Raw genomic sequence first — 16610 nt, 5'->3', positions numbered from 1 at the left:
TATCATTAAATTCTATCTTTTACTTAAAATCAGATATTACACATGTTCCCCGAAGATATTATCGACGAACCAGAGAATTTAGAGAACGACGAACCCGTTATGGATGAGGAATCGGAGAATGACAGCAGCCATTCCGATTATAAGGTACCAGTGAAAGACTCGGGCGACAATCAGCTACATTTGTCAGGCATGTTCCAAAACTGGTTTTTGGACTATGCTTCTTATGTTATACTCGAACGTGCCGTTCCGCATATTACCGACGGGTTAAAACCCGTACAACGACGAATCATGCATTCGATGAAGCGAATGGATGACGGACGTTACAACAAGGTGGCAAATATCATAGGCCACACCATGCAGTTCCACCCGCATGGAGACGCATCTATAGGTGACGCTTTGGTACAGCTGGGCCAAAAAGATTTACTGGTCGATTGTCAGGGAAACTGGGGAAATGTCTTCACCGGGGATGGTGCAGCCGCTCCCCGTTATATAGAAGCCCGCCTCTCTAAATTTGCACTGGAAGTGCTTTTTAATCCTAAGACAACCGAATGGAAACCATCGTATGACGGGCGTAACAAAGAACCCATTACCCTGCCCGTAAAATTCCCTTTATTGCTGGCACAGGGTGCTGAAGGTATTGCCGTAGGGTTATCTTCTAAAATACTCCCTCACAACTTCAACGAATTATGCGATGCTGCCGTAGCGCATCTGCAAGGAGAAGAATTTACTTTATATCCTGATTTTCAGACAGGGGGATATATAGATATAAGCAAATATAATGACGGAGAACGCGGCGGTTCGGTAAAAGTACGTGCCAAAATATCCAAACTGGACAATAAAACACTTGTCATAAGTGATATTCCTTATGGAAGGACATCGTCTTCGGTCGTAGAATCTATCCTGAAGGCAAATGACAAAGGCAAGATAAAAATCCGTAAGGTAGACGATATCACAGCCCAGAATGTAGAAATTCATGTACATTTGGCTGCCGGTGTTTCGTCTGATAAAACAATAGACGCGCTCTATGCCTTCACTGATTGTGAGATCAGCATTTCTCCAAACTGCTGCGTAATTGAAGATAACAAGCCGTATTTCCTCGCTGTCAGCAAAATACTCAAAGATACGACCGAAAATACACAAAGGTTACTCAAACTTGAGTTGGAAATACAAAAGAGCGAACTGGAAGAAACACTCCATTTCTCGTCTCTCGAAAAAATATTTATCGAAGAACGCATCTATAAAGATAAAGAGTTTGAAAACGCCGTGAACATGGATGCCGCTGTCGAACATATCGACAAACGCCTGTCTAAATTTGCCAAACTGTTTATCCGCGAGGTAACCCGTGAAGACATCATGAAACTGATGGAAATAAGAATGGGCCGTATCCTCAAATTCAACTCCGACAAGGCGGATGAACTGATCGCCAGATATAAAGAAGAAATAGAAGAAATAAAGCATGATATCGAAAACATCGTAGACTATACCATTTCATGGTATATGATGTTGAAAGAGAAATACGGCAAGAACTATCCCCGTAAAACGGAGATACGGAGTTTCGATACCATTGAGGCTACAAAGGTTGTGGAAGCCAACGAAAAGCTTTACATCAACCGCGAAGAAGGCTTTATCGGGACAGGGCTAAAGAAAGACGAATATGTATGTAATTGCTCCGACATTGACGATATTATTATTTTCTATAAGGACGGGAAATATAAGATTGTAAAAGTCAGTGATAAAATGTTCGTCGGCAAAAACGTACTGTATCTTTATGTCTTCCGCCGTAACGACAACCGTACAATTTACAATGTGGTATACCGTCATGGAAAGCATGGGCCCGATTATATTAAACGCTTTGCTGTAACAGGTATCACCCGCGATAAGGAATACGATGTAACACAGGGTAAGGAAGGCTCACGGATTGTATATTTCAGCGCGAATCCTAACGGAGAGGCGGAAACAATACGTGTAATACTGAAACCCAAACCACGCCAGAAAATACTCGTTTTCGAAAAAGACTTCAGCGATATAGCCATCAAAGGACGCCAGTCGATGGGTAATATTCTCACAAAAGCAGAAGTGCATAAAATATCGTTGAAACAGAAAGGAGGCTCGACCCTCGGAGGACGCAAAGTCTGGTTCGACCAGGATGTATTACGCCTTAACTATGACGGACGCGGCAAATTCCTCGGAGAATTTCAGAGCGATGACCTGATATTGGTAGTTAATCAAAACGGGGAGTTCTATACTTCAAATTTTGATGTAACCAATCACTACGAAGCAGGTATTATCCGTATAGAGAAATTCGACGCGAATAAGACCTGGACAGCCGTACTGTTTGATGCTGACCAGCAGTTCATGTATCTGAAACGTTTTGCATTCGAAGCCTCAGCAAAGAAACAGAATTTCCTTGGAGAAAATCATGAATCGAAATTACATATACTGACCGATATTGTTTATCCGCGGATACAGGTTACATTCGGTGGTCGTGATAATTACCGTGAAGCATTGGAAATAGATGCCGATGAATTCATCGCAGTAAAAGGCTTTAAAGCAAAAGGCAAACGCCTGTCGACATTCGAAATCGGAGAGATCAGGGAACTGGAACCTATCCGTTTCCCCGAAGTAGCAGAGGAAGAAGAAAAGAAATTCGAAGTACAGATAGATGACGACGATGACGAAATCGACAACCGGCCTATATCGGATATCATAGATGAAATAACCGGGCAACAATCATTGTTTAAAGATGGAGATAAGGAAGAGTAGATATCTGTATTTGACATGCTGCTTACTTCTTTGCAGCAGTATTTCTTCTCAAATTAAAGAAGATACTCTGAAAACTGTAGTCATTGAAGCTGATGCAATAAAACAAGTATCAATAATTATTGATGACTCCGGTCTAAGTATTCCAAAACCTCTTATCACCAACAACACCATCACTGCATCCATTGGCTCTGCCAATATGTACGACACATACTTGTCACCATTAGAATACAAAGGATTTTCCATACATCTGATGTATGAGCAAATGCGCCGTACCACGTGGCTCAATTATAAATTCTACAAACAACAGGTCTTTGAACTGGACTTTTCCAAAGGGGACAATCCGGCAAAGAACGCCACTGAATACTGGGCTTTGGCAAATTACCGTATCGGCGGACATTACAGCCTGTATAATACCGATGCATTCCGCTTCGGTGTCGGTGGGCTGTGGGATATCAATGCAGGCGTACTTTATAATGAGCGCAACGGGAATAATCCTGCCACTGCACGTGGATATACCAATCTGAACCTGTCGCTTACAGCATCCTATAAATTCAAATGGTTTGCCGTACGCTGGCAAATGGATACGCCTTTTATGGGTATGCTGTTCTCTCCCAAATACGGACAATCTTATTATGAGATTTCGTTAGGTAACTCCGTCGGGGTAGTCAATTTCGCTTCATTGCATAATCAGCGGGCGTTGCGCAATTACCTGACAGTAGATGTACCGATACATAAATATACTATCCGCGTAGGCTATCTTGGTTCGTGGTATCAGACGAAAGTACATGATATACAAACCCACCACTATACCAATAGTTTCGTAATCGGCTTTCCTATCGAGAGCGTGAAAAGACCAAGAGAGAAGGCGAAGAATAATTATTGGAACGGATACTAAGCCCCCTCCCAACCTTCCGAAAGGGAGGTGAACAGAGTGGGTAATTTATAAATATAAACCAAAGGCCCCTCCTTTGGAGGGGTTGGGGAGGCCAAATGTTCAGAGAAGTAAGACGACAAAACAGAATACTGGAAGATGAGGTTCGCATTACCGAACTACTGCAAACTTCCGAATACGGATTCCTGAGCTTAGGAACAACAGAGAATGGTTATGCTTATGGGATACCCATCAGCTATGCGTTTGACAAAGAAAGTAACAGCCTCTATTTCCATTGTGCGCCGGAGGGGCAGAAACTGGATATATTAAGAGAAAACGATAAAGTTTCATTCTGCGTCGTAGGTGTTACCAAACCTATTGCCGAACAGTTTACAACCCTCTTCGAAAGTGTTATCGTATTCGGCAAAGCCGGCATAGATATGTCAGATGATGAGAAGCGAAAGGCCTTGCGCCTGCTGGTCCGTAAATATTCACCGGACTATGAAGAACTCGGTGAAAAGTATATGGATAAATCATGGAGCCGGACAGCCACATTCAAAATAGAAATAGAACACATTACGGCAAAAGCAAAATATTAACCGCTCTATTTCACCATAAGAAATCCAAATTTCATACAGTAAACGCCGTATTTGGTACAAACGTACTGAAACAATGACAAAATACGAAAGATAGAATATACTTTTGTATCTGTAAACAGCTATTGTTTTATCTGATCATCGGAACCGGATACGTTGACATAAAAGTAAAATATCACTAAAATATTTTCTCTCATAATATATTTTAGCGAAAAGTAAGTAGCTTTGCACAACTTTAGAAAAACAGTTTCAGAATCAAATAAAACATTAGATTAAATTGTTGATTGTGAGTACATCTAATAATTCGTATTTTGGTAAGGCAATTTTATTCGTAGCCTTATCCATAGCAGCCTTTTTAGTTTTCAAGGAAGTTTTGCCTGAACGCTTGTTTTCGGAACATGTGGAAGCGAACGAAAATATCCTGATGGATAGCATGGCTCTTATGGCTCAGAGCGATACAACAGAAATACATGACATACCGGTTATAGAGCCGGATAGTACAAAAGTTCAGGCTTATGAAGAAGTAGATGCCAACTTTAATCCTGCATTGACAGCTGACGGATACCAAAACCTCAATCGTTTCTACACCAAGCTGCATGAACTGCAAGAGACAAAAACAGGTAAGGTCAGAATCGCCTATTTTGGAGACTCCATGAACGACGGGGACTACATAGTGCAAGACGTCCGCAGTGAGTTTCAGGAAAATTATGGAGGAGAAGGTGTCGGCTATGTGGCCGTATCCTCACTCTCGGCAGGGGCCAGAGGGTCTATATCGCACCAGTATTCTAAAAACTGGTTTTCCCAATCATTTGTAAAAGTGAAGAAACCGATGAAACCATTTGGTATAGACGGGCAGGTTTTCTTTGCAAAAGATCCTGCTCAAACATATTGGGTAAGATATAAAGCACAGTCACAGAAACATTCGACCCAACTGAATAATCCCGTATTATTATACGGCAGGGGTAATAACAGCAAAGCCTATGTAACGGTTGCGGCAGATAAAGATTCGGTATCCAGCAAGATCCTGAATCCTGTAAATCTGCTAAATACACTGTCCCTTTCGTCTCACAATGCCAAATCGATACAGGTCAATTTCCATAATGCAGATTCCATACCTATCTACGGATTCAATTTCGATAACGGAGAAGGTGTGCATGTGGATAATTTTTCTACCCGTGGAAATTCGGGTCTGCCCCTGTCCATCCTAAACCCGGCATTGATGAATGCTTTCGATAAGGTACTGAATTATGATTTGATAATCCTTCACTATGGAGCAAATGTATTAGGCTATGGTTCATTGAATTACAACTGGTACGAACGGAATATGACAACAGTAGTGAACAATCTGCATGAATGCTTCCCGAATGCCGATATATTAGTCATTTCCACAGCAGACAGGGCATTGAAGATAGACGGGACTATGCAAACCGACCCAGCTGTGGTTCCTCTCGCCAATGCGCAACGGAATTATGCACGCAAGACCAATTCCGGCTTTATATCCCTGTATGAAGTGATGGGAGGCAAAGGTTCGATGGTAACCTGGGTAGATAATAAACTGGCCAATAAGGATTATACCCACTTCAACGGCTCCGGCTCAAAGAAAGTGGCCAAACTGATATATAGTGAAATAGATAAAGGATACACGAAATTTAAAGCGAAACAATAAAGAAAATAACCTGCCGATGAAGTTTGCAAAGAAAATACTACCCCTATTCTTCCTGTTTTTATTATTGCCTGCATTGATGCTCTCTGCCAAAGGCAGATACGACAGCAAGGAGACAAAGGATAACGGTGACAATATTTTTGCTAATCAGGCATTACTCTCAGCCATTTTTGAGAAATTATACAATTTAGAGAAAAACAAGCAAGGTAAAGTTAATATAGTGCATATAGGCGATTCACATATTCAGGCTGACTTTTTCACCAATGCAATCCGTGAAGCCCTACAGATCAAGTTCGGGAACGGAGGGTTCGGATTTACATTCCCTTACAGTCTGGTGAGGACAAACGGTCCCCGTTATGTAAAATATGCATGTAATGCCACATGGCAGAGCCTGTTGAATGTATATCCTGTTGCCGATGTAGGTGTGGGACTGAGCGGGATAGCCCTATACACTTCTGCCGAAGACTTCGTTCTGCAACTGTCTACGCAGGAAGGATACGAGTTTAATAATGTAAAAATCATATATCCGACCAAAGAACCCCAATACAGAATGTCCGTAACAGCCGAGCCATTACAGGTTTCTTCATCGGGTACCGTCACGGCATCTACTATAGGGATGAGATACCACACCGTGAAAAGCGGGGAAAGCTTATCGGTAATAGGACGGAAATATGGAGTTACCGTAGCGCAGATAAAGAATGCCAACGGGATGAAGTCGAATATGATAAGACCAAAGCAGAGGCTTAAAATTCCGGTAAAAGCAGGAGCCAGAAGTACCAGGCCTGTACAGACCAAAGCCCAGACATCCAATATAGCGAAAGACAGTATAGACTATGTGAATATGGTAACCAAACCATATTACTCATCCTATACCAGCGATACATTGATGAGCCGTATAACTATTTTACCGGCTGAAAAGCAACCGATGTATAACCTCAACGGGTTTGTCATAGAAAATGACAAGCCAGGTGTCATATACCATTCGATAGGAGTTAATGGTGCAAAACTATCGGATTATAATAAATATCCGTTGTTTTTTGAACAGCTGCCTATCCTCCGCCCCGATCTGGTGATCTTGTCTTTTGGCACAAATGAGTCATTCGGAAAACTATCCGATACGGAGTATATTTATCAGATACAGGAGTTCGCAGAAAATATAAAAAGGTTGAATCCTTTCGCAACGGTGTTGGTTATGACCCCGCCACCATCCATGTTTCGGCGCCGTCGCGTAAATACCTATATCACAGACTACAGCAATGCCCTTATGGGATTAAGTAACCTGCCTGTATGGGATTTATATACACGTATGGGGGGAGCATCAGGTATCGCGCCCAAAGGAGAGTATGCACGTCTGATTGCCCGGGACAAGGTCCACTACACAAGCAGTGGATACCAGGCTCAAGGTCAATTATTCGCTTCCGACTTTATTGACGCATATAATAATTTTAAGAAGAAAAAGATAAATTGAAAACACTATTAAATATAACCGACATATATCTTCCCGATTACATATCTAAACTATTTGGAAATCTGGACATTTATTCGTGGTTTGTATATAACCCCGAGCATCCCCTGTTATTCAACAGTGCGCTGTTCCTTGGGCTTTTCCTTGTATTCTATATTATATATGTGCTCACAAAGTCTCAGAAGCATGAGCTTTTCCGTAAGATATATATTATTGTTTTCTCGCTATTCTTCTATTATAAAGCAGGAGGGAATTACTATATACTGCTGCTTGTTTGCGCTGTTGTTACCCATCTGTTATCAAAAAAGATGTATGAGGTAGAGAAACCTTCTTCACGGAAACTGTTGCTTACACTCATCATTGTAGCCAATCTGGGGATGCTGTCGTATTATAAATACACAAACTTCCTGATTGATAACATTAACGCGATATTTCACGGTGATTTATCTTTCCGGAATATAATATTGCCCATCGGTATTTCATTCTTCGTATTCGAGGCCATCAGCTATGCCGTAGATCTTTACCGCAGGCAGATGGAACCGGCCAGGTCTACCCTCGATTTCTGCTTCTATATCAGCTTTTTCCCTAAACTGGTAGCAGGGCCTATCATCAGGGCAAAGGACTTTCTCCCGCAGATGTACAAAAAATTACATTTGACCAGAGAGGAAACCAGTACAGCCATATTCCTTATACTGATAGGTCTGATAAAAAAGGCCGTCATATCGGACTATATATCTACCAACTTTGTCGACCGTGTATTTGATTCTCCATTGAGCTATACGGCATTCGAAAACCTAATGGCTGTATATGGCTATACATTGCAAATATATTGTGACTTTTCGGGGTATTCAGATATGGCAATCGGGCTGGCCTTACTGATGGGATTCACCATTCCACCCAACTTCCTGACTCCGTATAAATCACAATCCATCACAGAATTCTGGCGCCGCTGGCATATATCTCTATCGTCATGGTTACGCGACTATCTGTACATTTCTTTGGGAGGTAACCGGAAGGGGAAAATAAGAACCTATATAAATCTGTTCCTCACAATGCTTATCGGTGGCCTTTGGCATGGGGCATCATGGAAATTCGTCATGTGGGGCGGATTACATGGGGGAATATTGGTGGTAGAGCGTTTCTTCAAACAATTTATAAAAGTACCGGACAACCGTTTTACCCGTATCATCTGCATATTGCTCACATTCCACTTCGTGGCCTTCTGCTGGATATTCTTCCGCGCGGGTAGTTTCGAACTGGCCGGTGACGTGATTATGAGTATCGGCAACCTGACATTCGCACCACACGACTGGCTGGTTGTTCTCGAAGGATACAAGAATGTATTTATCCTTGTCGCCATAGGATATGTTATGCATTTCTTACCTGAGAAGTTTGTAAATCTGGTAAAAGCCGGGTTCAACAGTACTCCGTTGGTATTCAAAGCAGGATTGGCCGGATTAGCATTCTGGCTGGTGTATGCTACAATGTCGAGCGGCCCTCAGCCGTTTATCTATTTCCAATTTTAAAAGGCATTACAAAAGCCATTAAACGTATATCTTATGTACCGGATCAAACAATACGCCTTCCATAAAACCAAATATGGCGAAGAGCTGTTAATTGATGTTGTCCGGCTAAAGAATATAAAGAAATATTTGAAAGAGGATGCAATCCATAGGTTGGGATACTATGACATTACCCTGATTACAGATGGCTATGGCAAGTTTAAAATTGATGAAAAGGAATATTATGTCCGGAAAGGGGATATCATATTCTCCTCACCCAATCAGATACGCTGGTGGGACATCGATAATATTACAGACGGTTACGCCCTCATATTTGAAAAAGAATTTCTGCTCACCTTCTTTAATGATCCTGATTTTCTGGAGCACTTATCATATTTCAAAGGCTCGCATGCTTTTAATAAATTAAGCCTTAAAGAAGAAGCCGCGCACATTATCCGGCTGATAAATGAGATCAAACAGGAAATAGACTCTTATAAAGAAAAAGATAAGCATATACTAAGAGCGTTACTATATCAGATACTGAAATCACTGGACAGAATTTATATCCTTAGAAATTCATCTTCCGGTAATACCGAAAACGTAAAAAACAGACATGCCGACACTTTTATAAAACTTGTAGACATCGGATATAAGCAAAACCATTCTATCCGTCATTATGCAGACAAACTCTGTATTACTCCAAATTATCTGAACGAACTGATAAAATCGGCAATGGGGATTAGCGCCAAACAAGTTATTCAGAATAAGCTTATACAAGAAGCAAAAAAAATGCTCTTATATACATCCGATTCCATATCAGACATAGCTGCGTCTCTCAATTACGAAAATACATCATACTTTATCCGTTTTTTCAGGAAACAAACAGGCCATACACCTTTACAATACCGAAATACCAATAAACCATAAAAAGTGCTATTTTCCCCAGCATATGCATTACCAGCATTCTACAGCGAGATAATACCTTTGTAATGAAATAATTTAAATCATTACAAACATGAATCACAAAAACATCGCAACAAAGATTATCGCACTGGAAACAGCCGCATTAGAGAAATGGAACAACGGTAATCCGTCGGGCTATCTGGAGCTATACACTCCGGACTTCACTTATTTCGACCCTTTTCTGGAGAAAAGATCGGATGGCTTCGATAAAATAGAAACTCTTTACGAGGAAATGAGAGGTAAGGTGCTGGTAGATAAGTATGAAATGATCGAACCTGTGGTACAGGCTACAGATGAAATGGCGGTCTTAACTTATAATCTGCTATCATACACAGGGGAAACGGTATATAAGTGGAACTGTACTGAGGTTTATAAGTTAGTAGCAAATGAATGGAAGATTATCCATAATCACTGGTCTTTTATAAAACCGGTATAGAACGTTTTCAGTCAAGGGTATTATCGAACTCACGCTCCAGGTCTTCCAGTTCCTTCTTTATCTGTTCCAGTTTCTGTATGACCTGTACCTTGCGTGTTTCCTCATCTTTTCTTTGTTTCAAAGTCTGACGGGCGCCCTCCAGGGTCAGCCCTTTTTCTTTTACAAGATGATATACGACTGCAATATCTTCAATATTCTTCCTGGTATATTGGCGGGCGCCGCCATCTGTCTTCCGTGGATTGATTATATCAAATTCGGTCTCCCAAAAACGAAGCAATGATTCATTTACACCAAAGTGGACTGCAACCTCTTTGATGGAATAGTACAAACGGTTACTATTTTCTAAATCAATTTTCATATTTTAGCCGTTAGCTATTAGCCGATAGCTCTTAGCTTTTTTTTACTGTTTACTGCTAACTGTTAACTGACATCAATCCATTACCTGTCCGTGGTTAGCGGCTATCTGCAACATCTTGTCATACTCTTCCGGAGATAAGTCCATAAAGTAATACTTTGCCGGATTGTCGGGAACACCCCTTACATGAACCTCGTAGTGAAGATGCGGGCCGGTAGACTTTCCGGTATTCCCTACCTCACCGATTTGCTCCCCACGTGTAACCTTCTGGCCATAACGCACTTTATAATCATTCAAATGCGCATACAAAGTCTCATAGCCGTAACCGTGGTCAACTATAATACACTTACCGTAACCTTGCTTCCAGTCGGCAAGGGTAACCACCCCGTCACCCGTGACATATACGGGAGTACCTATATTGGATGCAAAGTCCATTCCCGCATGGAAACGGGCTGTTCCGTAAATAGGGTCTATACGCGTACCATATCCTGACGCTATCTGTTTCAGAAATTTATCAGGAACCGGCTGAATGCTTGGTATATGTTTAAGACGGTCTTTCTGATTTTTTGCCATACCCAGTACTTCATCGAAAGAATTCGACTGGATATAGATCTGCTTTGAAATATAGTCTATCTTCTTCGTTGTCTGAATAATAAGCTCCGGACTGGACAATTCCGTCAGGTAATCATATCTGCCCGGGGCACCTACTCCCGATGTCCTTATAGATGTAGGAATAGGATCGGCATGGAAAATAGCCCTGTACAGATTATCGTCACGCTGCTGTATATCCCTCAAAACTTTAGACATCTCGTCGGCCCGCCTCGACAATACTTCATACTGTGTAAGTATGAGTTGATTTTCTTTTTTCTGAGCCTCTCCCCAAGGGGTACCAAAGAAATAAACAAATGCTATCAAAGCTCCTATCCCAACCACTATGCCCGATATCAAATGACGGAAAACGGTGATAACTTTATCCTTCATGCCAGGATAAATCCGTTCATATGTGAGAGTTTGCGGATTGTAACGATAGTATACTTTTCGCTTCATTTTTAGTACTTCTCCGATATTTTGTTTAGAGAGTTCGACAAAAGTAAAGTTTTTGAACTATTTTTGCAAATTGAAATTACTAATATAAATATGCTAATGTGAAAATGTGCCAATATGCCAATATTATAAGTTATCAGGTAGAATAAATCGGCACATCGGCATATTATAAATTGACTCATTAAAACTATGATGACTTCTAAAGAAATTCGTGACTCTTTCAAATCTTTCTTTGCTTCCAAAGGACACCAGATAGTATCGTCAGCCCCGATGGTTATCAAGGATGACCCTACTCTGATGTTTACAAACGCGGGTATGAACCAGTTCAAAGACATTATTCTGGGAAATGCGCCTATTAAATATCCACGTGTGGCGGACTCACAGAAATGCCTTCGTGTTAGCGGCAAGCATAACGACCTTGAAGAAGTCGGCCACGATACATATCACCATACGATGTTCGAAATGCTTGGCAACTGGTCTTTTGGCGACTATTTCAAAAAAGAGGCTATAGAATGGGCATGGGAATATCTGACTAAAGTTATCAAGCTGGATAAGAACCGTTTATATGTAACGGTATTCGAAGGCAGTCCCGAAGAAGGCCTGTCACGCGACGACGAAGCTGCCGGATACTGGGAGCAATACCTATCCAAAGACCGCATTATAAACGGAAATAAGAAAGACAATTTCTGGGAAATGGGAGATACCGGACCGTGTGGTCCATGTTCGGAAATACATATAGATTTACGTCCCGACGAAGAACGCGCAAAGGTTGACGCACTGACCCTTGTAAATGAAAGCCATCCGCAAGTGATTGAAATATGGAATCTTGTATTCATGCAATTTAACCGTAAAGCTGACAAATCACTGGAACCGCTACCTGCAAAAGTAATCGACACCGGTATGGGATTCGAACGGCTATGTATGGCAGTACAGGGGAAAACTTCCAATTATGATACTGATGTATTCCAGACCATTATAAAAGCTATCGGGGGATTAACCGGAAGCACTTACGGACAGGATGAAAAACAAGACATCGCTATGCGTGTCATTGCTGACCATATCCGGACCATCGCGTTCTCAATTACCGACGGGCAATTACCATCGAATGCTAAAGCAGGTTATGTAATCCGGCGTATTCTCCGCCGTGCCGTTCGCTACGGATATACATTCCTCGACCAGCATAAGGCATTTATGTACAAGCTCATTTCTGCCCTGATAGAGACTATGGGCGGGGCTTATCCGGAACTTATCCAACAACAAACGCTGATAGAGAAAGTGATAAAGGAGGAGGAAGAATCATTCCTGCGCACACTCGAGACAGGTATTAAATTACTCGACAAGCAAATATCCGATACAAAAGCGAAAAATAAAACGGAACTGAATGGCGCCGACGCTTTTACACTATATGATACATTCGGCTTCCCGCTCGACCTTACAGAGCTTATCCTTCGCGAAAACGGTATGACCGTAGACAACGACGGCTTTAAGGCGGAGATGCAGAAGCAAAAAGACCGTGCCCGTAATGCCGCCGCTGTGGAAACAGGCGACTGGGTAGTTCTGAAAGAAGGCGACCCGGAATTCTTCGGATACGATTTCACGGAATGTGAAACGGAGATACTCCGCTACCGGAAAGTAAAACAAAAGAATCATGAATTTTACCAGATAGTGCTTAACCGCACACCTTTCTATGCCGAAATGGGCGGACAGGTCGGCGACAGCGGCTGGTTGATACATGATGATGAGAAAATAGAAATCACTGATACAAAACGTGAGAACAACCTGGCGGTTCATCTCTCTGCTAAATTACCCGAAGATGTGACAGCTACATTTATTGCACGCATCAACACGAAGAACCGTACCGCTACCGAGTGTAATCATACCGCGACACACTTATTGCACGAAGGCCTTCGCGAAATACTGGGAAACCATGTGGAACAGAAAGGTTCATATGTATCTCCCGGTGTTCTGCGTTTCGACTTCTCACATTTCCAGAAACTGACGGATAAGGAGATACGTAAAGTGGAGCGGTTTGTAACAGCAAAAATACGCGAGGATATTACCCGCGATGAGAAACGCCATGTCCCTATCTCCGAAGCCAGGGCAATGGGAGCGATGGCCCTGTTTGGCGAAAAATACGGTGATGACGTACGGGTTATACGCTTCGGTGACTCCGTAGAGCTTTGCGGGGGTACACATATTTCATCTACGGGCCGTATCGGATCATTCCGTATTGTGAATGAAAGCTCTATTGCCGCCGGTGTACGCCGCATAGAGGCTATTACAGCCGAGGCGTGTGAAAACTACTTCTATACGCAACAGGATATATTGACCGAAGTGAGATCATTCTTCAACAATACGCCTAATCTGACTCAGGCTCTCCAGAAATTCCTCGAAGAAAATTCAGAACTTAAAAAACAGGTGGATGAATACGTCAAGGAAAAAATCGTTCAGGTAAAGGACGCTTTAATAAAGAAAAAACAGGTTATCAACGGTATAGATATATATTCTTTAGCCGGACCATTCCCTGCTGATATTGCAAAAGATATAGCATTCCAGATCAGGAGCCAGTTCCCTGTCAATTCAGTTTTCGTTGGGGCTACCCAATATGAAAATAAGCCGATGCTTACATTGATGATTAGTGACGATCTGGTGAAGGATCACGAACTAAATGCTTCTCAGATAATCCGTGATGCAGCTAAACATATCCAAGGCGGCGGAGGCGGGCAACCTCATTTTGCTACTGCAGGAGGAAAGAATATAGAAGGCTTGTCGAATGCATTGCATGAGATAATGGAAAAGATAAAGTGATATTTATTCTATTAAATAGTTATTAGGGACGGTAAATTACCGTCCCTACTTATTTTATATTTGCATTGAGAAAAGTAAAAAGGTTTATCTATATAATAAGATTAAAGACAACGATAATCTTGTCGTTCTTTGAAATTATTTATTATCAATTATAAGATTGCAGAAAAGTAACACCGGAAAAATATCTAAAAAGGTGTTACTTTTGTTACCTTTTTTATAGTTACAAGTTACTTCGCCCTAGGGCAGTTACGCGTTACGAGTAGACAAGATACGAGATACGAGTTGTTAACTGCTGACTGTTAACTGAAATAAGTGTTACCTTTGTTACCTTTTAACAAGTAGTAAGTTGAAAGTTATATGAGATACGAGTAGACAAGACACGAGATACAAGTTGTTGACTGATGACTGTTCACTGTTCACTGATATATCTGTTACTTTTGTTACTTTTTATATAGTGCTCTTTGTGTAAATCTTTGTGCCCCTTGTGGAAGAGTTTTAACCACTAAGTACACGAAGGGAATCACAAAGGGCACAAAGGCTAAAAAGACTGTTACTTTTGTTACCTTTTAACAAGTAGTAAATTTTAAGTAATAAGTAGTAAGTCATAAGTTGAGAAAGCTACATTACTGTTTACTGTTCACTGTTCACTGATATATCTGTTACCTTTGTTACTTTTTCAATTCAACCCAATTTTGATCTCATTACCCTTTTTTGACAAGAGGAATAATCCGGCTGCGGTCAGTAAACCATTCAGAAGAAGTATCTCATATCCCACCCTGTAGTCCAAAGTATGTAGTAAAGTATATTCTAAGGCATAACTTAACAGAGGGGCAAGAATACAGACAACAGGGACAAACCTGTCCTTTATATTTATCTTTGTAAACAGACCGAAAAAGAATAGTCCCAGCAAAGGTCCGTAAGTATATGACGCCGCTTTATAAATAGTATCCAGTATGCTCGTCTGATTTATATGGTCAATAAAGAAGATAGCCAGTAAAAATACAATACAGACAAGCAGATGCACCCTACCCCTTATCTTTTTAGCCTCTTCGGCCTCCTTCTTCTCCACATTCAGCAGATCCACACACACTGAGGTAGTAAGAGAAGTCAACGCAGAATCTGCATTGGAAAAAGACGCGGCGATAATACCGATGGTAAAACAGATCAGTACAGGCATACCTAAATATTCGGTCGCTAACATCGGTAATATCTGGTCCGGATTATCCGGAAGTGTAATCCCATATTGGGTTGCAAATGCGAGCAACAATATACCCAGCGACAGAAACAGATAATTCATAGGAATAAAGCCAAATCCGTAACTGACCATATTTTTCCGGGCATCTTTAAGGGTCTTGCATGTCAGATTTTTCTGCATCATATTCTGATCCAGACCCGTCATGACTATCACAATGAGTATTCCGCTAAAGAACTGCTTAAAAAAGTTTTGCTTCGACACCCAGTCATCAAAAACAAAGATGCGGCTATGTCTGCTACTCTGAATAGTATCAGCAACCTGCGAAATATCGAATCCTATCTTCGAAGCCACCTGCCAGATGATAAGGCCTAATGCCGCCAGCAGGCATATAGTTTGCAAGGCATCGGTCCAGACGATTGTCTTCATCCCGCTTCGGTGCGTGTAAGTCCATATCAGGGCTACAATAACGATAACCGTTACATAAAACGGAATATTCCACTGGTCGAAAACCAATGTCTGCAGGATCAATACGATTAGATATAATTTAGAGGCCGCTCCTACAATTCGCGATAATATAAAGAATGACGCCCCTGTTTTATATGAGAACAAGCCAAAACGCTGTTGCAGGTAGCCATAAATAGAAGTCAGGTTGAGTTTGTAATATAAGGGTAATAACACAAAGGCCACAATGAGATATCCGGGGAAAAAGCCTAAGACCATCTGCATGTATGTCATGTCGAATTGCCCCACCATGCCGGGAACAGAGACAAAAGTCACTCCCGAAATAGAGTCGCCCAGCATACCTATAGCAACGATATACCAGGGAGATTTTTTGTTCCCAAGGAAGAACGCGTCATTATTGCTGTCTTTTCTGCTCACAATGTGGGATATCAGCAAAAGTACCGCAAAATATACAGCTATAATAAACAGGATAGAAGCCCCCATATAT

The 16610-nt window shown here is 41.5% G+C and carries 12 protein-coding genes; 9 read left to right on the top strand and 3 right to left on the bottom strand.

The window, feature by feature from the left end:
• Window positions 1-99 precede the first annotated feature (99 nt).
• From ACYQ3L_RS27480 to ACYQ3L_RS27445, 8 genes are all read left to right on the top strand, one after another.
• Window positions 100-2763, top strand: coding sequence for a DNA gyrase/topoisomerase IV subunit A (locus ACYQ3L_RS27480; protein WP_379994546.1), 2664 nt, complete (start codon window positions 100-102; stop codon window positions 2761-2763).
• Window positions 2744-3658, top strand: coding sequence for a DUF3316 domain-containing protein (locus ACYQ3L_RS27475; RefSeq protein ID WP_379994480.1), 915 nt, complete (start codon window positions 2744-2746; stop codon window positions 3656-3658). The genes ACYQ3L_RS27480 and ACYQ3L_RS27475 overlap by 20 nt, the downstream gene beginning before the upstream one ends.
• 95 nt (window positions 3659-3753) lie before the next feature.
• A complete protein-coding gene (locus tag ACYQ3L_RS27470) occupies window positions 3754-4233 on the top strand; it encodes a pyridoxamine 5'-phosphate oxidase family protein (RefSeq protein WP_379994479.1) in 480 nt (159 codons plus the stop codon).
• Between the two features lie 283 nt (window positions 4234-4516).
• Window positions 4517-5896 (top strand): SGNH/GDSL hydrolase family protein, encoded by a 1380-nt coding sequence (locus ACYQ3L_RS27465; protein WP_379994478.1) that lies wholly within the window; start codon window positions 4517-4519, stop codon window positions 5894-5896.
• A gap of 16 nt (window positions 5897-5912) precedes the next feature.
• Entirely contained in the window at window positions 5913-7361 is a 1449-nt protein-coding gene (locus ACYQ3L_RS27460) for a LysM peptidoglycan-binding domain-containing protein (protein WP_379994477.1), read from the top strand.
• 41 nt (window positions 7362-7402) lie between these two features.
• On the top strand, window positions 7403-8884 hold the full coding sequence (locus ACYQ3L_RS27455) for an MBOAT family O-acyltransferase (protein WP_379994544.1): 1482 nt from the start codon (window positions 7403-7405) through the stop codon (window positions 8882-8884).
• Between the two features lie 33 nt (window positions 8885-8917).
• The gene (locus tag ACYQ3L_RS27450; RefSeq protein WP_379994476.1) at window positions 8918-9787 is read left to right on the top strand and encodes an AraC family transcriptional regulator; all 870 of its coding nucleotides are present in this window, start codon (window positions 8918-8920) and stop codon (window positions 9785-9787) included.
• Between the two features lie 88 nt (window positions 9788-9875).
• Window positions 9876-10259, top strand: coding sequence for a YybH family protein (locus ACYQ3L_RS27445; RefSeq protein ID WP_379994475.1), 384 nt, complete (start codon window positions 9876-9878; stop codon window positions 10257-10259).
• A 7-nt stretch (window positions 10260-10266) separates the two neighbouring features.
• Here ACYQ3L_RS27445 and ACYQ3L_RS27440 read toward each other — a convergent pair whose 3' ends face one another.
• The gene (locus tag ACYQ3L_RS27440) at window positions 10267-10617 is read right to left on the bottom strand and encodes a MerR family transcriptional regulator (protein WP_379994474.1); all 351 of its coding nucleotides are present in this window, start codon (window positions 10615-10617) and stop codon (window positions 10267-10269) included.
• Window positions 10618-10689: 72 nt separating this feature from the next.
• On the bottom strand, window positions 10690-11661 hold the full coding sequence (locus ACYQ3L_RS27435; RefSeq protein ID WP_379994473.1) for a M23 family metallopeptidase: 972 nt from the start codon (window positions 11659-11661) through the stop codon (window positions 10690-10692).
• A gap of 186 nt (window positions 11662-11847) precedes the next feature.
• Here ACYQ3L_RS27435 and alaS point away from each other — a divergent pair, with 186 nt between their 5' ends.
• Window positions 11848-14466, top strand: coding sequence for an alanine--tRNA ligase (alaS, locus tag ACYQ3L_RS27430; RefSeq protein WP_379994472.1), 2619 nt, complete (start codon window positions 11848-11850; stop codon window positions 14464-14466).
• A gap of 676 nt (window positions 14467-15142) precedes the next feature.
• Here the strand turns inward: alaS and ACYQ3L_RS27425 are convergent.
• The gene (locus ACYQ3L_RS27425; protein WP_379994471.1) at window positions 15143-16606 is read right to left on the bottom strand and encodes a sodium:solute symporter; all 1464 of its coding nucleotides are present in this window, start codon (window positions 16604-16606) and stop codon (window positions 15143-15145) included.
• Window positions 16607-16610: the final 4 nt, after the last annotated feature.

It is taken from the genome of Dysgonomonas termitidis, assembly GCF_054657735.1.
The sequence above is the reverse complement of the archived record's forward strand: the minus strand, read 5'-3'. Positions and strand labels throughout refer to the sequence as shown.